Annotated in this window: 15 protein-coding genes; 8 read left to right on the forward strand and 7 right to left on the reverse strand. The window is 56.7% G+C overall.

Translation table 11 applies throughout. From position 1 onward, the window contains the following. The first annotated feature begins 25 nt into the window (after positions 1–25). The 7 genes from OVA03_RS14610 to OVA03_RS14640 all read left to right on the forward strand — a co-directional run bounded on the left by OVA03_RS14610 (position 26) and on the right by OVA03_RS14640 (position 8,612). Complete coding sequence (locus OVA03_RS14610; protein WP_267525773.1) at positions 26–703, forward strand: response regulator transcription factor; 678 nt, start codon at positions 26–28, stop codon at positions 701–703. Further along, positions 703–2,253: a sensor histidine kinase gene (locus OVA03_RS14615; protein WP_267525774.1), complete on the forward strand. Its 1,551-nt coding sequence runs from the start codon at positions 703–705 to the stop codon at positions 2,251–2,253. The genes OVA03_RS14610 and OVA03_RS14615 overlap by 1 nt, the downstream gene beginning before the upstream one ends. A 559-nt stretch (positions 2,254–2,812) precedes the next feature. After that, a complete protein-coding gene (locus OVA03_RS14620) occupies positions 2,813–5,758 on the forward strand; it encodes a bifunctional [glutamine synthetase] adenylyltransferase/[glutamine synthetase]-adenylyl-L-tyrosine phosphorylase (RefSeq protein WP_267525775.1) in 2,946 nt (981 codons plus the stop codon). Positions 5,759–5,802: 44 nt separating this feature from the next. Beyond that, positions 5,803–6,078, forward strand: coding sequence for a hypothetical protein (locus OVA03_RS14625; protein WP_267525776.1), 276 nt, complete (start codon positions 5,803–5,805; stop codon positions 6,076–6,078). A gap of 861 nt (positions 6,079–6,939) precedes the next feature. Continuing rightward, positions 6,940–7,614, forward strand: coding sequence for an RNA polymerase sigma factor (locus OVA03_RS14630; protein WP_267525777.1), 675 nt, complete (start codon positions 6,940–6,942; stop codon positions 7,612–7,614). A gap of 16 nt (positions 7,615–7,630) precedes the next feature. Next, the gene (locus OVA03_RS14635; protein WP_267525778.1) at positions 7,631–8,065 is read left to right on the forward strand and encodes a hypothetical protein; all 435 of its coding nucleotides are present in this window, start codon (positions 7,631–7,633) and stop codon (positions 8,063–8,065) included. Positions 8,066–8,069: 4 nt separating this feature from the next. Beyond that, a complete protein-coding gene (locus OVA03_RS14640; RefSeq protein ID WP_267525779.1) occupies positions 8,070–8,612 on the forward strand; it encodes a periplasmic heavy metal sensor in 543 nt (180 codons plus the stop codon). A gap of 162 nt (positions 8,613–8,774) precedes the next feature. On the opposite strand, the gene OVA03_RS14645 is transcribed toward OVA03_RS14640, so the two are convergent. From OVA03_RS14645 to pepN, 6 genes are all read right to left on the reverse strand, one after another. Then, entirely contained in the window at positions 8,775–9,371 is a 597-nt protein-coding gene (locus OVA03_RS14645; protein ID WP_267525780.1) for a DUF3885 domain-containing protein, read from the reverse strand. Between the two features lie 86 nt (positions 9,372–9,457). Continuing rightward, positions 9,458–12,061, reverse strand: a complete 2,604-nt coding sequence (locus tag OVA03_RS14650) for a PAS domain-containing sensor histidine kinase (RefSeq protein ID WP_267525781.1) — start codon at positions 12,059–12,061, stop codon at positions 9,458–9,460. 185 nt (positions 12,062–12,246) lie between these two features. Beyond that, complete coding sequence (locus tag OVA03_RS14655; RefSeq protein WP_267525782.1) at positions 12,247–13,092, reverse strand: restriction endonuclease subunit S; 846 nt, start codon at positions 13,090–13,092, stop codon at positions 12,247–12,249. Next, positions 13,083–14,948 carry a restriction endonuclease subunit M gene (locus OVA03_RS14660; protein ID WP_267525783.1) on the reverse strand — a complete coding sequence of 622 codons (1,866 nt, stop codon included), beginning with the start codon at positions 14,946–14,948 and terminating at the stop codon, positions 13,083–13,085. The genes OVA03_RS14655 and OVA03_RS14660 overlap by 10 nt, the downstream gene beginning before the upstream one ends. A gap of 247 nt (positions 14,949–15,195) precedes the next feature. Next, positions 15,196–15,699 (reverse strand): response regulator, encoded by a 504-nt coding sequence (locus OVA03_RS14665; protein WP_267525784.1) that lies wholly within the window; start codon positions 15,697–15,699, stop codon positions 15,196–15,198. Between the two features lie 128 nt (positions 15,700–15,827). Then, positions 15,828–18,455, reverse strand: a complete 2,628-nt coding sequence (gene pepN / locus OVA03_RS14670; protein WP_267525785.1) for an aminopeptidase N — start codon at positions 18,453–18,455, stop codon at positions 15,828–15,830. A 248-nt stretch (positions 18,456–18,703) separates the two neighbouring features. Between pepN and OVA03_RS14675 the strand changes: the two genes are divergently transcribed. Then, complete coding sequence (locus tag OVA03_RS14675; RefSeq protein ID WP_267525786.1) at positions 18,704–19,117, forward strand: hypothetical protein; 414 nt, start codon at positions 18,704–18,706, stop codon at positions 19,115–19,117. Positions 19,118–19,123: 6 nt separating this feature from the next. Here the strand turns inward: OVA03_RS14675 and OVA03_RS14680 are convergent, their stop codons facing one another. Further along, on the reverse strand, positions 19,124–19,696 hold the full coding sequence (locus OVA03_RS14680) for a hypothetical protein (RefSeq protein ID WP_267525787.1): 573 nt from the start codon (positions 19,694–19,696) through the stop codon (positions 19,124–19,126). Positions 19,697–19,796 lie beyond the last annotated feature (100 nt).

The raw sequence follows: 19,796 nt of genomic DNA on the forward strand, positions 1-19,796 counted from the left end.
GGCTGATTATTTTTGGATACCCTCAATGACCCACGTTCTGATCGTCGAAGATGACACCGAAGCGGCCTTAAGCCTTCAGCGGGGGCTGAAAGAGGCGGGCATGACGGCCACGGTCACCCATGATGGGGAGGCGGGGCTGGCTGCGCTGCGTGGTGATGCCGCCTTTGATGTGGTGGTGCTTGACCGCATGATGCCGGGGCTGGACGGGGTATCGATGCTGGAGATCGCGCGTTCCGAAGGTATCGACGTGCCGGTGCTGTTTTTAAGCGCGCTCGGTGATCTCGAAAACCGCGTCTATGGCCTGAAAGCCGGGGCCGATGATTATCTGGTCAAGCCCTATGCTCTGGTTGAACTGCTGGCCCGCGTTGAGGCTCTGGCGCGCCGCAAGGATAAAGACCCGGTCGAAACGGTGCTTAAGGTCGGGGAACTGGAGATGAACCTGATCAACCGTCAGGTCAGGCGGGCGGGGACACTGATTGACCTGCAACCGCGCGAGTTTCAGTTGCTGGAATTCCTGATGCGCCATGTCGGTCAGAATGTGACCCGCACCATGTTGCTGGAGAAGGTCTGGGCCTATCATTTCGACCCGCAAACCAATGTCATTGATGTCCATATTTCGCGCCTCAGATCCAAGCTGGATAAGGGTTTCGATAAGCCGATGCTGCACACGGTGCGCGGCGAAGGCTATCAGTTGAAGGCGTGATGCCCCAACCTAAACCTCTTACACCCAAACCCTTCAAACCGCTCAATGCCCTCGGGTCATTCCTGACCTGGGCAGGGGGGCTGTTTCGGCCGACCTATTTCAAGCAGACGCCGTTCCGGCTGACCCTGGTGTTCATCACCGTCTACTCGTTCGTGGCGGTGCTGATCTTTGCCTATGTCTATGTGGCGACGTCGGCGGAAAACCGGGCGGTGACGGACGCGCAGGTTTCCGCCCGCCTTGATAGCCTGCAACAGCTTTACCGCGAACGGGGGGAGGCCGAGGTCAAGGCCCGCCTGCGTCAGGACGACATCACTGAGTGGTTCTTCATCAAGGGCATCTATAATTCCAACGGCGAAATGGTCGCGCAAAACAAACGCGCCTCACTTGAGATGTCGACCGAAGTGTTAAGCCGCATCCGCGCGCAGGTCGATATGCCTCAGATCGAAGGCCGGATATTAGGCGAAGCCCCGGGCCGCAGCGATTTTGTCATCAATTTCCGCAGTTATAATAATGACGGTTCCATGCGCAAATACCGCTATCGCGGGCAAGGACTGCGCATCGACCCGGATCGCTACCTGTTTGTGGCCATGGATATGTCGTGGGCGGACGAAGGCTTTGACAAAGGCTTTACGGCCTTGTGGGGCGGCGCGATTCTGGTGGTGTTTATGGGCCTGTTTGCCGGCATGATCATCAATCAGGAGGTGTCGCGCTCGGTTCAGGGGCTGATGAGCGTGCTCAGAAGCGCCGAGCAGGGTGATCTTAAGGTGCGGGTGCCGCTGCGTCATTCGGGCGATGAGTTCGATGCTTTGGCGGCTCAGGTCAATCAGGTGCTTGACCGCGTCGAAAAGAATGTCGGCAGCCTGAAATATGCCGGTGACGCCATCGCCCATGATCTGCGCACGCCCTTGTCGCGGTTGAGGTCTAACCTCGAACTGTCGTTATATGATGTCGAAAAAGATCCCTCCAAGGCCGAGGATGCCTTGTCGCGGGCCCTGACCGAGACCGACCAGTTGCTGAGGACGTTCCAGACTGTGTTTGCCATTTCACGCCTGCAGGCGGCGGGGCAGGCGCCTGATCCGAAACTGTTTGATGCCACGGCGCTGGCGACCGACATGGCCGAGCTTTATGAACTGTCGGCGGCCGATAAGGGCCTTGAGTTCGATGTCGAAATTGAGCCCAATGTCTGGGTGATGGGTAACCGCGATTTTCTGGCGCAGTCTCTGGCTAACCTGCTCGATAACGCTATCAAATATACAGCGGTGGGCGGGATCACTTTCCGGCTGCGCAAGACCTCACGCGGGGAGATCGAGTTCTCGATCACTGACACCGGCATGGGGGTGCCGTCAGCCGATCGGGGCCGGATTGTTGAGCGCTTTGTGCGGCTGGAACAGAGCCGGTCGCTGCCCGGTGTGGGCTTGGGGCTGTCGATGGTGGCGGCTGTGGCTGAGGCCCACAAGGGCCGTCTGGTGATTGATGAGGGGCCGGGTAAGTTTAACGATCAGGGGCCGGGGCTTCGGACGGCGCTGGTGCTGCCGCCGACGCAAGGGTGAGTGGTATCGCATGATAACCGTCAGATGTATCTCGAATATGCCCTACATAACAGGGGAGGGGTTTAAGACTGAAAAGCCTCTGACAAACCTGACGGTTGGCAAAATATATAAGGCTGAAATCGTAGATTATTCTCAAGACGGAGAAAACTGGATCGTTGTTTGGGATGATTTCGATGAAGATTATCTGTACCCGCCGGACATGTTTGAGGTCCTGAGTGATATTTAAGAGGCCCCCACCACCACATCTCGCCTTTCGGCTCGTGCGGTCCCCCTCCCCGGCACGCCGGGGAGGTAAAAGGGCTCAATTTCATACCTCCCCAATTGCGCTCAAGCAGCGAAGCGGTAGCGCACTTAAATGTGCCGGGGAGGAGGGAGGTCTGATTTATCAGACCGGAAGGTGGGGGCTCTTTATGTCAGAAGTATCAATCCTCGTTATCAGCAGGCGCTCTTAAACCCCACGAGCAGCGGTTTTTTTTGACCTGCGGGGAAAATCGCCCTATCCGTTGATATGACTGTCGTTGGGTACATAACGATACGTACGAACGGATAGAGTAAACTAATGACCGACCTGTTGTTTTCGCCTCTGGCCGATCTGATGCAGCCGTGCGGGCCGGTGCTGGATGATGCCGCTGCCGGTTTCACGTTAGAAACCCTGACGGAAGCGGCTCAGATCGAAGACTGGACCGATCTGCTGGAGACGGCCCGTCCGGCGCTTGAGCCGATTGTGTCGGCGTCACCTTACCTGTCCGGCCTGATGCGGCGCAGCCCTCAGCGGCTTTATGAGACCCTGTCCGCCGCCCCCGAAGCGCGCCTGAAAACCATTTTGCAGGCCACCGAAGCCATAACCGCGCAAGCCCTGTCGGCGGAGCTCGTCGATGCCGATGCTGCCAAGCGCACCTTGCGCCAGCTCAAGGCCGACACCCATCTTTTGACCGCATTGGCCGATCTGGGCGATGTCTGGAAGCTGGATCATGTGACCGCAGCACTTACCCGTTTTGCTGATGCGGTGACCCAGGCCGCTCTGGCCGTGGCGGTGCGCGAAGAACGCGATAAAAAGCGGTTGGTGCCCACCCCCGCCGATGATGAGCGCGGCATCCTGCCTGGCCTGTTTGTGCTGGCCATGGGTAAGCACGGGGCTGGGGAGCTTAACTATTCGTCCGACATCGACATCACCTTTTTCTGTGAGATGGAGCGCCTGCCGCTGGCCGATGGGGTCGAGCCGCAAGGCCTGACCGACCGGATCGCCCGACGGGTCTCCAATATCCTGAGCGACCGGACGGCGGATGGTTATGTCTTTCGGGTCGATCTGCGCCTACGGCCTGATCCGTCCTCGACCCCGACCGTGGTGTCGGTGCCGTTTGCCCTGAATTACTATGAAACCGTCGGCCAGAACTGGGAGCGGGCGGCCTTCATCAAGGCGCGCGCCTGCGCTGGTGACATGGTCGAGGCCAAGGAGTTCATGCAAAGCCTGTCGCCGTTCATCTGGCGGCGCAGTCTGGATTACCCCGCCATTGCCGACGTCCAGTCGATCAAACGCCAGATCCATGTCCACAAGGCCGATGAGCGGCTCTATGCGGCGGGGGCGAACCTGAAACTGGGGGCGGGCGGTATTCGCGAGATCGAGTTTTTTGCCCAGACCCAGCAGCTTATTCTCGGCGGACGTGATCCATCCCTGCGGTCACGGCGGACGGTTGATGCGCTCGATGCTCTGCGCAAGGCCGGTCATCTTGCCCCGGCGGTCTCCAAGGAGCTCAAGCAGTGTTATGGTCGCCTGCGCGACTGGGAACACCGCGTCCAGATGCTCAATGACGAGCAGACCCACAACCTGCCGGAAAATGATACCGACCGGCTTAAAGTCGGGGTTATGGCCGGATTTTCCAACCTGAGCCGGTTTGATCTGGCGGTGTCGCGTACCCTGCGCACAGTCAATAGTCACTATGGTGAGCTGTTTTCGGACGGTGAGAACCTGTCGTCATCGTTTGGGTCGCTGGTCTTTACCGGCGTTGAGGACGACCCGGAAACCCTAAAAACCCTTGAACGCATGGGCTTTGACGATCCGCACGGGGTGGCGGCGACCATCCGGTCATGGCATCATGGCCGCATCCCTGCGACGCGGACTGAGCGCGGGCGTGAACTGTTCACCCGCTTGGTGCCGCGCCTGCTTGAGGCGCTGAATGAGACCGGCACGCCGTCGATTGCCTTCACCCGTTTTGCGGCCTTTTTCTCAGGCCTGACCGCCGGTGTGCAGATTCAGTCGCTGTTTCTGGCCAACCATCGCCTGTTTAAGATGGTGGTCGAAATCATGGGCTTTTCGCCGCGTCTGGCTAAGCTGTTGGCGCGCTACCCGACCGTGTTTGACGCCATGCTGGATGCTGGTTTCTTTGATCCGCTGGGCGAAGAACTGGACGCGATTGTGCAGGACGAAGTCGATCGGGTGCCCGCTGATCTGGAATCGGTCATGAACGCCCTCAGACGTGTAGGACGTGAGCAGCAGTTCCGCATCGGGATGCAGATCATCAATGCGCGCCTGACGACCGAAGCGGCGGGGGCGGCCTATGCGCGGCTGGCCGATGCCTGCATCCTGCATCTGGCACCGTTGAGCCTTGCCGATGTGGTGCGTCAGGGCGGGCAACTTGGTGGGCAGGTGGCGGTGGTGGCGCTGGGCAAGCTGGGGTCGCAGGAAATGACGGCGCGCTCCGATCTTGACCTGATGACGGTCTATCTGCCCGACGATCCGTCGGAGGTGTCAACGATTAAGGGTTGGGCGGCGGAAAGCTTTTTCGCGCGCTTCACCCAACGGCTGATCTCAGCCCTGTCGGCCCCGACCCACGAAGGGCTATTGTACGAAATCGACATGAAACTGCGGCCGACCGGAGCCAAGGGGCCGGTGGCGGTGTCGTTGGCGGCGCTTGAGAACTACTACACCAAAGGCGCCGATACCTGGGAGTTTCAGGCCCTGACCCGTGCGCGCGTGGTGTGGGCGTCCTCGGCTGATTTCGCTGATCTTGTGAAGCTTAAGGTCGAGACCATTCTGCGGAGTCACCGCGATACGGCAAAGACGGCTCAGGATGTTCTGGATATGCGTGCCTTGATGGAGAAAGAGCGGCCAGCCAAAAGCTTCTGGGACTTTAAGCTGAGCGTCGGCGGGCAGGTCGATGCCGAGTTTGTGGCCCAGTATCTTCAGCTTGTCCACGCCGCATCAGGCGGGCCGCTGCGGGTCGGGACCTTGGCGGCGCTTCAGGCGTTTTCGCGGACTGGATTGGCGTCTGCCGATGATCTGGAGTGTCTGGCCACGGCGTGGCGGGTGCAGCAGTCATTGGCGCAATTGATGCGGGTGTCGCTGGAGGAAGACCACGACCCGACTAAGGAGCCCGAAGCCTTTCAGGGCAAACTGGCCCGCGCCATCCATACCCGCAGGCTGGATACGCTGGAGAAAAAGCTGCGCGATATCCGCAAACGCGCCCGTCAGGCGTTTGAGACCATTATCGACCCGGATGGGGTTTAGGCTATCCGCCCCCAACAGGTTGGGGGCGGGGATGGGGGGATAAAATGAAATATCGCCTTTGGTTGTGTTTGCTGGTCGCAATGGGCTGGATTTATACTTTGCCGCAGATTTATGCTGGCAGGTATACGCCGTTGGTTGGGAATGCACTGCATTGGGCATCGGCTACAGCAATTTATGTCACTTGTGCGATTGCCTTATGGGTGTTGCTCATTCGTGGCCGATGGGTGGCAACGGTTTGGGTGGCGCTGGGCTTGGTGGTGGGGCTTTGCCGCAATTGGTGTCTGGAAGTGGATTTATTTTCTTCCGGGACAAATCTATAAATCGGTATGGCTTTATATAGGCGCTTTCAGTCCATTTTGGGCCTTGGCTTCCACTATTCTGATGTTCATGATGTGGCGTAGTTCAAGGAAATACCGCTAAATAATACTCCCCCGGCGTGCCGGGGGACCGAGCCGCCGGAGCGGGTGGATTTGAGACCGCAGGTCTCGAAGACGGTGGGGGGATCCGATTGAGTGAAATATACCCCTCCGGCCCTGCGGGCCACCTCCCCATAGAATGGGGAGGAGATTAGGTGCCCATCTTCTCCTCCCTACGTAGTGGGGAGGTGGCTGCGCGCGTAGCAAGCAGACGGAGGGGTAAAAGGCGCAACCCAATACGGGTTGGCAAGGACTTTACGCCGCAACCTGACCCCGCCTGAACACTGCTGTGGTTTATGCAACAAGGCATCATGACTTACCGTGTTCCGGCGGCGGATGTATTCAGGGATGTTGAAGCTGTTGCGGACGGGATACGTTTGCTGGCATTGGAGCGTCTGAGCCGTTAAGGGCCCCCTCCGTCACGCCTTTGGCGCGCCACCTCCCCCGGTACACCGGGGGAGTATAAGAGAAAACGGCATTAGATCGTAATCTGCATAGACGGGGAGGGGGCGCGGTCGTGTCAACCGACACCCACTCACGGGTCGAGGGGGCTTGCCCCCTTGCAAGAGCTTTCGACGGAAAATCTGAACGCCTACGTTAAACTTTTGTAATCTGGCTTCGCAGAGGGTCAGCGGTGATGGTTTTTCGGTAAGGTCATGGTGCGATACCTTATAAAACACGAAAAGGGTGATGCGGCGACCGCACAGGCGGCGCTAATCCGGCGTGGGCACTTGACTCTTAACCCTTTCGGCGGGCAGGTTGCGCATGACCTGTGAGGTACGATATCTTACGGGCGCGGTGGTCGCGGACGGCTATGGGGGCAAAGTCTGTGAGGACGCCAGAGGGGATAAGAGACACGCGCGCATGAGTGCTGATGCCGACGAAGTTCTGATGGCGAAAATCAGCCGCGGCGATATCGGCGCGACGCAACTGCTGGTGTCCAAAAAGCTGCCGCGTATGTTGTCTTTGGCCAAGCGGATGCTGGGGGACGCAACCGAAGCCGAAGATGTGGCGCAGGAAACCCTGATCCGGGTGTGGAAGCAGGCCGGAAGTTGGGTGCCGGGTAAGGCGCGGCTGGATACGTGGATGCACAAGGTGGCGCTCAATCTGTGCTACGACCGCCTGCGCCGCCGCAAAGATACCGTGTCGTCTGATGACCTTGAGATGGACGATGGCCGGGCCGGGCCTTCCGCTCAGCTTGAGCAAAAGCAGACCGCCGATCAGGTGGCCAGTGCGCTGGATACTTTGCCGGAGCGGCAGCGTCTGGCGATCGTTTTGTGTTACTATCAGGAATTATCGAATATTGAGGCGGCCACGCTGATGAACATCAGTGTGGATGCCCTGGAAAGCCTTTTGGCGCGCGGGCGGCGGCACCTGAAAACGGTGCTGAAACCTGAGGTGGCGGATACACCCGCCCGTCTCATTAAGCGTAGCGCGTAAGGCAAGGAGTGCAGGCATGTTGATCAAGACCATAGGTTCACAGCGTTTCAAAGCTATCGTCAGCGCCTACGGGGCCAATCCCGAGCGCTGGCCGGCCTATGAGCGCGCTGCCGCGTTAGAGTTCTGCCGCAAGTCGCCGCAGAAGGCCAACCAGATGATGCGTGAAGCGCAAGAGGTTGACAGCTTATTGGGCTTCCTTAAGGCACCGCAGGCGTCTGAGGCCTTGCACTGGCAAACGCTGGGCCTGATGATGCCGCAAGGGGCCGCGGTTTTGCCGTTTACCCCGCGCAGCACTTTGAAATCACCCTTTGTTTGGATGACCGGCGCGTCATTGGCGGCGGCCTGTGCGGCGGGGATTATTTTTGGCCTGAGCTTAAGCCTGCACAGCATTGTCGACCAACGCGTTCAGGACGTTCTGGTGCAGACCAGCATTGTCGATCTGGAGAACTGATATCGTGGCATCCGGTAATTCCAAATTGAAGTGGGCTTTGGGCATATCGCTGGCGCTTAACGTCTTTGCGTTGAGCGCGGGTGGGGCCTATTGGGGCTATAAGCATTTCCGCCCCAAGGGGCCGGAGCCGGTGACAGCCCTTACCGAAGCGACCGAGGGCATGTCGGCCGCCAATGGCCAGAAGTTGATTGCCGCCGTGCGGGCCTCGGCTTTGGCCAGCGAAGCCGATATGGAAGCGGCGTGGGAACTGCGCAAACAGGCCGCCGAAGTGGCCAAGACCGAGCCCTATGATGGGCCAAGGATCATGACGCTTTTGGCGCAGGCCCGCGATCTGGAGATCAAGGGCAAGGTGCGGATCGAGCAGACTCTGGTGGATCAGGCCGCCGCCCTGCCGCCCGCTGAGCGCGCCATTGTCGCCGACCGCTTTATTAAGTCGTCGTTCAAGTTGCGCCGCCTGTTGTTCAAGGCCCAGATGGCCGAGAAAAAGGCCCGCGAAGACGCCGCCAAGGCTGCGGCCTCCGCCAGCGGTGAAGCCGGGAAGTCTTAACTCTCCTCCCTACGCTTGCGTGGGGCGGCGGCGCGAGCGTGTTCGCGACGGAGGGGGGCGCAAATTTTTGCCCCCACCACCACATCTCATCGCTTTCAGCGATTTCGTGCGGTCCCCGGCACCGGCCGCCCGGCTCCCCCGTAAACTGGGGAGGGGTAAGTTTTAATAACCACTAGGATGGCTAGAGAGCCAATCGCTGTACTTGGTGCGTAAACGCGCAATCTCAGATACATCCGGCAGGATCAAATCCACACCACCATCGTAAGGTGCAAATATCGCACCCGTATCCGCCGACATCCATAATGTATCAGTAAGCATATCCCCGGCTATATCGCGAAGAACCTCATCAAACTCTCTAGCCTGCCAAGCTGTCAGTGCTGTGAACAGGTCATTGTCAATTTCGACATCTGGATCAGGATCGCGAAAATAGAATGAATGGCTCATCTGATATTTTTCACACAGATTATTGTGATTTCGCCGTCGGGTTTCTGGCACCCAGTGTTCATCATCTTTTGCATCATCCTCAAGTATGTGCAGCGAACTGGCGATCCAGCAAGCACGGCTTCCCAACACTTCTGACGCGATTATGTTTTGACGTTCGAGAATGATCGCCATTTCAGCCTCTGTGTCCGCGTAGCGTTTTGATTCCGGCAGGGAATGGAAGCGCAGCCAGTTGTCGTTTTCGGATTCTCTGACCAGATGGCCCATCGGCAGGCTGTCAGGGTGAAATTTCTGCCATGCATCGTGAAAGGTTTTCATAGCCTATGCTACCGCAGCATTGCCGTTTTGGCGAGTGTTTCAACAGATTGCCGTACCTCTTCATGTCTGCATGAAGAGGCGGTAGTTTACGCCGCTGATGACCGCTCAGAGCCATCCGACGGAACCGGCTGGCGGATGGGGACGATCACGCTGACGACCGTGCCCTTGCCCACTTCGGAATCAAATTCCATGCGGCCATTGTGCATCTCAATCAGTGACTTAGTGAGCGCCAGCCCAAGGCCTGTGCCTTCGCGGGTTTTGGACATCTGGTTCTCGATCTGCTCGAACGGGCGGGCGAGGCGCTGCATATCCCGCGCAGAGATGCCAATGCCGCTGTCAATGACCTTAAGGTGCACACTGTTATCGGTCGCCACCGCACTCACCGTCACGCTGCCGCCCTGGGGGGTGAACTTGATGGCATTGGTCAGCAAATTAAGCAAAATCTGTTTCAAGGCGCGGTAGTCGGCCTCAATGTCCGGCAGGGATGACGGCAGATGAACCTTGACCTTCAGACCCGATTTTTCAGCCCGCTGACGCACCAGCCGCAAGGTGTCCTCGACCACATCATCAATGGCGACGGCTTCAAAATTCATATCCAGCTTGCCGGCTTCGATCTTCGACATATCGAGAATATCGTTGATCAGCGCCAGCAGGTGTTGCCCGGAATTGAGGATATCGCCCGCATATTCCTTATAGCGCGGATGGCCGATCGGGCCGAACATTTCCTGCGACATGATCTCGGAAAAGCCATTGATGGCGTTAAGCGGCGTGCGCAGTTCATGGCTCATATTAGCCAGGAACTCTGACTTGGCGTGGTTGGCGCTCTCCGCCCGGATTTTCTCATGCTCATAGTTTTTGGCCAGATCGGCTTGAATCTTACGGCTCTGCTCCAGCTTTTCGACCAGCCCCTGAAGCTGTTCTTCGGACCGGCGGCTCATTTCTTCCTGATTTTTGACGACCGTGATATCAACCGCCGTCATGACCCGGCCCCCTTCGGCGGTGCGATTCTCGGTAATCTGCACCCAATGGCCGTTGTTCAACTCGGCCTCAATCGCCGAGCCATCGGCCACGGTCTGCTTGCGGCGGATAGCGATGTCCATCACCTGCTCTATCAGGTCGCGGGCCGTGCCAACCTTAAGGAAGCGCGCATCAATACTAAAGGTCTCGGCAAAGGTCGCGTTCCACATGGCCAGCCGTTGGCGCCGGTCCCACAGCACAAAGGCGTCCGAAACGGATGAAATCGCATCCAGCAACCGCGACTCTGCCCGCTGCGCGCGCCCTTGCGCGACGCGCTGCTCGCTGACGTCGAGCATGACCCCGCTCAGGCGTGTAAAGCCGTTGGCGTCGCGTTCGCCCAGTTCCTGACCGCGCAGTTCCAGCCACAGGATATTGCCGCTGTCCATCGGCACGCGAAAGGCGACCGCCAACTTGCCTGACCGGCGGGCCTCATAGAGGGCGCGGGTAACATCCCCGCGCTGTTCGGCGGCAATGCGCGATAAAATATCCTGCGTGGAGGCATGGCTAATGCCGCTCAGGCCCAGTTTCTGGGCCATGACGTCCGACATGGTGATTGCACCCACATCCAGATCCCAATCCCATATACCGCAGCGCGCCGCATCGACCGCCAGCCGGTAGCGGGTTTCATTGCTCTGATAGCCCTGGGCTTCCTGCCGCTTGCGCCGGTCTTGCAGCACCAGCAACGCCCCGAACAGCAGCCCGATCAGCAGCGGCGCTCCGATCAGGGTCAGCCCTTTCAGCAGGCTGGACTGCGGCGAATAGAACGGCTCGGTCGGCTGACCATAGACGGTGATCAGGCCGGTTTCACCGTCGCGCACGGCCGCCAGCTTAACAAAGCCGCCGTCGGTACGTGCCCCCTGAATCAGGTCGCCATTGTCGGCACGCTGGCGCAACTGTTCGGGCGATACCGCCAAAGCTTTCTGCACGTCCTGACCATTCAGGCGGGCATCGGTCGATTGCACGATCGTGCCGCGGGCATTGATCAGGGCCTGCAGCGTCACGGCGGCATTGGTGGTGTCTAAGGTCTCACTCAACCGGCCGACCACCTTGGGGCGGCCGGGGCCGGAGCTTATCACCACATAGGATCGCGGCGCGGGCGCCAGCCGGGATGAGGCCGTCAGCACCTCCAGGCTCTTGTCGCTGCGGGTGGCGGCGTCACGGATCAGGTCGGGCTCATCCTGACCGGTGTGAGCCATGACTTTGCCATCAGGGCCGACTATGGCCACGGACAGCAGCGTCCCGCGTGACAGTTTAAGGCCCGCCTCAACCGCGCTTAACGGCTCGGATGGGGCCGTGCTGATCTGTGTCAGCGTCGCTTCCATGGCCGTGCGGGCGGTATCGAGCCGACCCTCGGAGCGGCTGGCGCTCAGGCGGGCATTGAGCAGCAGTTTCTCACCGTCGGCGTCTTTTTCGGTGGAGAGTGAATTGGTGACCTGAAGTGTCGAGGCGGCCATGGTCAGCATGGCCCCCAAAATCAGCGCCAGCGTTGACACCCGCATCCATAGCGGCAGGCGCGGCGAGACCGGCGCAAAGGCTGCCTGGGCGGGTTTAACATCGGGGGGGGATTGGGCATGGAAAGCCGCGCTGCGCGTGTCCGGCGGCGATTTCGGCTTTTTGACTGACGACACCCGTTTTGTCCTCTGGTCAGAAGACAGGGCGTTGTGGCGCGACATAGACACGGCGTCCTGATGTGATTCGAGGTTAACAAACAAGGTAAACGGTTCGTTAATCCTATGTCGAGAGTCTTAAGTTTAGGTTGATGGATGTAACCACAGGCTTGGGGGCCTGTGGATGGATGGTGCTTGCGTTGCAAACGCTCATTACGTAATGCTACGTATTTTCAGATATATTAAATCGTTCAGGCGGCCTCGACAACGAAATCAAAACCTTTGTCATCTGTTCGCCCGCGACCTCTACGACCGGGAGGGTCAAACATGAGAGGTGGTAAATCATTTAAAGTGGTCTCTATAAAATTCAGCGATGTATTTGCCCGCATAGATAAGGGCTTGTTTTGGATTGATATTTGTGAATCTGTCCCAAGCGCATGCGTAATGGAATTCAGTTTTTCAAACCAGTTAGTATTTGCGTCCTTGATGGCTTGGCTACGCACCATAAAAGCGCTCATAATTTGCGCAGCAATCTCTTCCTGTTCATCCAAATCTGGAACGGGAATCCGGCTTTTCAACACGTCAGCATCAAGAATGGCTGGATAGCTTGAACCTGTGCTCCATTTACGAAACTGCTCCAGTGTACTGGCAAGTCTAATGGCATAGTGCAGATAATAGGGGTTAACGCCTGGCTTTGCCCGCAAAACCGTAAAGGCGGTCGATGCAATCTGATTATGCAACTCAATGGGTACAACGCTGATGGCACCACGAGTAGGACGGCAAGTGGATATCAGTACATCAAAGGCGCGAATTACCTTACGTGCGCGAGACGGCGCCTCTTCCCCGGATAGGTCTTGGGGGGTAACAATTTCCCCAGTACTAATATCAATACTGGCAATATCAACATACTTGAAAGTGTCTTCAGGATGGGCCGTCGGATCACGCTTCTCATTGGCGACAAAGGCTACGTCGTCAACTTTTTTTATGAGTTTTTTATCAAACCGTTTTATTTCAACAGGGGGGAGATGAAAGTCAATGTCCCAACGTCCGGCAGATTTAAAGTGGTTTTGCGTTCGTATCAAAGTTTTCAATTCCACCTCACGTCTTTTTTAAAGGCTTCAATCGCTAAGGGAATCTCTGTTCCAGCCTTGGCTTTTCCGGTTGCCTCGTAACCAAGATTCTCAACTTCACACAGGAAAGTTGGCGCTTCAGGTGTTAGAGTATCACCTGGCTTGAATTTCTGCAGAACGCAAAGGCACGTTTTTATCATAGCGCCATATGGCGTGAAGGCTTCCTCTGGAAAAAAGAAGATAGCCTTCACATGCGCAACCTGTTGCAGCCATTCGCGCACAAAGGCAGCATTTTTACCTTTCATCAGGTGCTCGGGAAGCACAATCGCAAGCCTGCCGCCGGGCTTTAAAAATTGCAGGCTGCGCTCTAAACCAATCACTTCCAGAGGGAGGGATTTCTTCTTGTGGCCGAGATGAAAACGGCCGATCATCCCCATGACCTCCTGTCTCATGATGCTCCCAAAAGGTGGATTGGTTAGGATAATGTCAAAAACAGCAGGATTCAGATCATCAGCACCATCTTCTTTATGCTGATGGTTTAACGAGATGATATCTGGGTAATTTTCAAAACTAAGCAGTGCGTCCTGATTACGAATGTTTGTATGCCCATCATCATGTAGCATCATATCAGTCATCGCAATGCGGACCATGCGGTCGGACTTTTCGATCCCATGAAGATGAAAAAATTTGAATTCGTGTAGAGCATGCGCCGGAAGCGTATCGCCTTGTTCCCTAACGACATGCTGAAGAGCCTTTGTTAGAAAATGGCCTGAGCCGCAAAATGGATCCAAAATAAGGTCATCAGCCTTTGGGTTGATAATTTCGACCGCTAATTCAACAATAGGGTCTGGGGTAAAATACTGACCCATACCCGCCCGTATGGCACTGCCTAATATTTTCTGAAATGCGCGACCTTTTATATCCTCTGAGCTATCGATCAGTGAGAATTCCTGTAGTTTCTCGACGACACGGTACAATGCAACATCGCTTAGTCGAATGGGTTGCTTAAACACCCCGCGCGACCGCTCATATCCGGGGATACGTTTTGAGTATATTTCCACGTCAGTGTTTTTGGCATCTTCATACAAGGTGCGGATGTTAGATGCCACTTCAGATGCGTTGCTGGCTCCAAACGTTTGAAACTTAAACGGTGTCCCAACCGCTTGCTTGGTAATCTGCCGCTCATCAAATATTTTCGCGTATAAAACTTTGCAAATTTCATCCAGTGCTTCATCGGCATGGAGGCCATCCACGTCGCGAATTGTGCTGTGGCAATCATAAAGCATCCGTTCATAGTCTGCAGAAATTGAACGCAATCCCGTTGATCGCTTTTTCTCAATATCCGGTGTCTCCCTGACCAACTGAACTCTTGAAGCCACATCCGCCCCGTAGGAAGGTAAATCGGGGATGTATTCGAAATCGTTGGGATCGATTTTCTTTCGAATAGCCTTCGTTCGTCTGCCATCAGTCACCAGGCCAATGGTTGCCGTATGAGTGGAGGCGAGATAGGTTTCAAGCTGCCGTTCAGCCTCGGCAAACTCGCCTTCGCTCACGCCCAATTTCTTCACTTCTATGTAAAGAAACGTCCGTCGATTTATATTTCTTATAGAAATATCGGCTTCTTTTTCAGTTGCGCCCATTTTGACAGGCTCTTCAATTATCAGCCGTTCACCCAGCCAAGCCTTGGGATATTTATAGGCTTCAATAAGCCGTTTCAAAGCCCATTGCCGAACAAATTCCTCTATCTGCTGAGCGGCCGTCTCATAAGAACCTGTGTTGTCAAAGATAAGCTGTGCTCTGCGCTTAGCGTCAATTACATCACCATGCGTAGAGAATAACCATTGCTCGGGAGGGATAATGAAAAAATCGCCTATAAGAGCCATTTGATGGTCCTGAGTATGCAAAATCGATAAATCGGTGAATCATATTGACCTGTATTAAGCAAGCCACATTACCCAATTTTCACGCCAGACCACCCTCAAATCTATATCCCCTTTTTAGGCGACAGGGAGGCTGTTGAAGTCTCGGACGCAAGAGGCAAACGCCTAAAACAAGATTGCCTGTCGTAGCAAATCAACCCGCGCGTTCTGACCAAAGCATGGCTGAAGGCGGTTAGATCGCGGGGCGCGGTTAGGTCACGTCATCGCCTACGGTAATCGTCTGGCGACGCTCCGGGCCCTTATATTGCGGGTCTTTGCGGCGTCTGCGGTCCGGACCGAAATAGCTTGAGGTCTTGATGAACGGGCGCGGGTTATTGACGATGGCCGCGATCTTACGGTGCAGTTCGGTGGCGGTCACAGGCTTGGCGCAAAACTCATTGACGCCGGCATCGCGGGCATTGGTGACGCGGGAGCGTTCCGAATGGGCGGTCAGCATGATGATCGGCACATAGCGGTTGGGGCTGTCGGACGAATTGCGCACCATTTGCACAAACTCAACGCCGTCGAGCACGTCCATCTGGTAGTCAACCACACAGATATCAATGGCGTCGTGTTTTAACCGGAAAAAGGCATCGGTGGCGTCTTTGGCCTCAAACACATGCACGGCACCAAAACCACGCAGGATGGTTTTGACAATGCCGATCATGTGACTGTTGTCATCGACAATCAGGAATCTTACGCGCTCAAGGCCCAAGACACGTCCCTCTGGTTACGCCTAAACTTTCTATTTGTGACCCTAAGACATAACATATTATGTTTAAGGCTGAGTTTAGGTGCATTAAATTACGATAGTCATTTTGTCGCAGATGTCTGATCCCGCAGCTATTTTTGGTTCAGCGCCTTGGCGGTCAGTTCGGCGACATTTTTTGACAGTTTGGGGGCTGTCATGATGGTCTCAAGCGCTGTCTTCATTGCCTCACGCCAAGGCGAGGCATAGCGTTTATAGCCGCTTAAGGATTCCACCAGCCGGGCCGCTGTCATCGGGTTGAATTCGTCGACCGTCAGGATCTGATCGACCACAAAGCCGTAGCCATAGCTGTCGGGCGCAAACACGCCGTGGAACACCGCCGGATTGTTAGAGGCCAGATTTTGCACCAGCGCCCGCCAGCGGTTAGGCACCTTTGGATCAAAATCCGGATGGCGGCTTAGGCGGTCTATGCGTGACAGGGTTTCCGGGTGCGGGCAGGCGGCCTGAAGCGCAAACCATTTGTCGATCACCAGCGGTTCGTCCTTGAAGCGGGCATAAAAGCCATCGAGGGCAGTCTCATAAGGCTCACCGTGGACGGACATCAATGCCGTCAGGGCGGCGACCATATCGGTCATATTGTCCGCGCGGGCATAGTGGGCGCTGGCGAGTTGTGACAGTTCCGATTGGCGGGCCACATCGGCGGTGGCATATCCGGCCATCATCAGATCAAGCAGGGCGTTGCGCAGGGCCCGTCCGCCCGCACTGGCCGCATCGGGCGAAAAGGTTTCGGGTGGTTGGATGGCGTCATACAATTCCCGCAAAGTCGGATAGAGCGTGGCCGACAGCTCAGCCTTGACGGCTTTGCGGCGGGTGTGGATGGCGGCAGGACCGACCGGCGTCATGTCTTGGGTCAGACCTTGCTCGGTGGGTAAGGTCATGATCAGGGCCTTGAACGCGGGTTCCAGCGTGTCGTCGAGCAGGGTGGCTTTCAACGCGTCGGCGTAAGGTGCCACGTCGCCGTCGGTCAGGATCAAATCGCGCGCGAGTTTCTGCGCCGCTTCCCAACGGTTGAACGGGTCCATATCGCCGCGGAAGCGGGCATAGGCATGGGATTGCGGCTCTTCGATCTCAAGGATCACCGGCGCCGAAAAATGGCGAAGGGCTGACAAAACCGGGGCGTCGGCCACATCGGTCAGGGTAATCGCGGTGCTTGCCTCGTTCAAAACATAGGTGATTTCGGTCTGGCTATGCCCCTCAAACCCGCAGCTTTGCGGGGTGCCGTCTTCGCTTAAAATCCCTAAACGCACCGGGATCGGCACCGCCGCCTTGGTCGGTTGCGACGGGGTTGGGGCCGTCGATTGGCTAAGGTTCAAGGTCAGGGTTTTCGCCACGGCGTCATAGGTCTGCGTGACTTTAAGACGTGGCGTACCGGCCTGAGTGTACCAGTTCATCCAAGGGGAAAAATCATCGCCGGTGACCGCCTCAAAGCTTTTGAGAAAGTCCTCCAGCGTCGCCGCCGTACCGTCATGGGTGGTGAAATAGTGGTCAAGGGCCGCGCGGTACACTTTCGGGCCGACCACGGTTTTCAACATGCCGACGATTTCCGCACCCTTTTCATAGATGGTGGCGGTGTAGAAATTGTCGATCTTAAGATATGACGATGGGCGCACTGGATGGGCAAGCGGGCCTGCATCTTCCGGGAACTGACGGGCGCGCAGAGCCTTGACGTCCTTGATGCGCTGGACGGCGTGGCCGCGCTCATCGGCGGAGAAGCCCTGATCGCGATAGACGGTCAGGCCTTCCTTGAGACAAAGCTGGAACCAGTCGCGGCAGGTGACGCGGTTGCCCGACCAGTTATGGAAATATTCGTGGGCGACAACGCTTTCGATCCGCTCATAGTCGGCATCGGTGGCGGTGGTCGGGTCAGCCAGCAGCAGGGAGGCGTTGAAGATGTTCAACCCCTTGTTTTCCATGGCACCGAAATTGAAATCGCGCACAGCCACGATCATGAACAGGTCAAGGTCATATTCGCGCCCATAAGCCTGCTCATCCCATGTCATTGATCGTTTCAGGGCATCCATGGCATAGGCCGCGCGCGCGCTCATGCCGGTATCGACATAGATTTTCAGATCGACTGTGCGGCCTGACATGGTCACGAACTTATCTTCGAGCACGTCCAGTTCGCCAGCGACCAGCGCGAACAGATAGGACGGTTTATTGAACGGGTCTTCCCAGATAGCGTAGTGGCGATCATCACCAACGTCGCCCTGTTCGATCAGGTTACCGTTGGACAACAGGTGCGGAAATCCGGCCTTTGGGGCTTCGACGCGGACTGTGTATTTCGACAACACATCCGGACGATCGGGGAAATAGGTGATTTTACGGAAGCCTTCGGCCTCGCACTGGGTGCAGTAGCGGCCAGAGGACATATAGAGGCCCTCCAGCGTTTTATTGTCCTGCGGGTTGATCTCAACCTCGGTTTCCAACACGAACTGCGCCGGGACGTCGTGGATGGTCAGGGTCTCGGGCGTGATCTCGTAGGCATCGGGTGTGAGGTCGGTCCCGTCCAGCTTAATCGCGATCAGTTTCAATCGCTCCCCCAGCAGCACTAAGGGCCCGTCTCCGATACGCTCAACACTTAAACGAGCGGTGACGCGGGTCGCGGTCGGATCAAGTTTAAAGGTCAGATGTGTCGCGCTGACGCGGTAAGCCGGTGCCTTATAGTCGCTGAGGCGGATGGGGCGGGCGATTTCAGTGCGCATGGCTGAGACTCAAGTAGTGATTAAAAACTGTGATTCTACTGTTTCAAACCTGAGCGCCCAAGGCAATTCAAATTACCGCCACATCAGGTACTAAGTCTGGCGAAAATTCACGGGAAAATTTCGCCTTTTGGGCGTAAAGATCAGAAATCTTGGGATAATTTTATGGAATGTTGGCGGGTAGCCCTATGCCTTATTCCCAAGTTGACGCAGGGGCGCTATGAAACCGGTGTCATCGGTAAAACCAAAAAATGTCTCAGTTTTCACGTCGTCCTGCGTCAACACGCTACCGGTTTCGGGTTCGCCTCGACCCGAAGCGCAGGCTGGTCATTGTGCGCATCATCGGCAATATGAAAAGCGCTAATCTGGTCGATCAGATATTTAGTGCGGCGCGCAAGCTTGACCGGCCCTGGGCGTGGCGGCGGCTGATTGACCTGCGCGATTTTACCGGATTCATTGAGTTTGAAGACATTGAACATCTGGCCAAGCGCTGGCAGTTTCTGACCCGCGACGTGATTCACAAAGGGCGCACAGCGATAGTGTCGAAATCAGCGCTTGATCTGGCGCGGGTGTCGACCATCACCCCTCTGTTTCCGGATGAGATATTCCGGGGCTTTGAAAGCTTCGATGAGGCGGTCGATTGGTTGGAAGCGTCCAACCTGTGATTTAAATTACCTCGCGGCCGGATCGGCGGGCTGAACCTTTTGCACGCCAGCTTCGGGCGCTTCGGTTTCGACCAGATGGCGCAGATTTTCGGCACGTTTGGCCAGTTCCATCACCTCTTCGGGCAGGTCTTCGGTTTCCTGACGCACATAGGTCACCAAATCCTTGACCAGCTTCAGAAGCTTGGGCGACAGCGTGATCAGTCGGGCCTGCATCTCGATCAGGGCCGGATCGCGGTCATATTCCGCCCCCGGCACGCGCCAGCCGCCCCAGTCATTGGGATCGGTGACCACCACCGGATAGGTACCGGGGAAGGGGTGATGGCCGGATTCTTCGGCAGAGTGCCATTTGTTGCGGGCGCGCATCAACCGCCACTGGCCGATATCGCGGGCCTGCTCAACGTCGCTTTCGGATTTCAGTTCTTCGCCGCGAAACTCACGGCCAAGTCCGCAGTCATAGGTGACGCGGATGGGTTCATCAAAGCCCTTGGCCCAAATGGGATTGACCTTATCGATCAAAGCCCAGGTGCCGACCGGCTCCACCCACACACGCTGACGGCGGTGGAAAATCGCCTTGGCCATAGTTACCTCTGGTTTGCAGACCATACCCGAAGCTGCATGACCAATTGCCGCATGGCAATCGGGCGCAGACGGGCCTAAATAACCAAGGTTAACCGGCAAG

Origin of the sequence: Asticcacaulis sp. SL142 (assembly GCF_026625745.1) — a bacterium.
Lineage (GTDB): Bacteria > Pseudomonadota > Alphaproteobacteria > Caulobacterales > Caulobacteraceae > Asticcacaulis.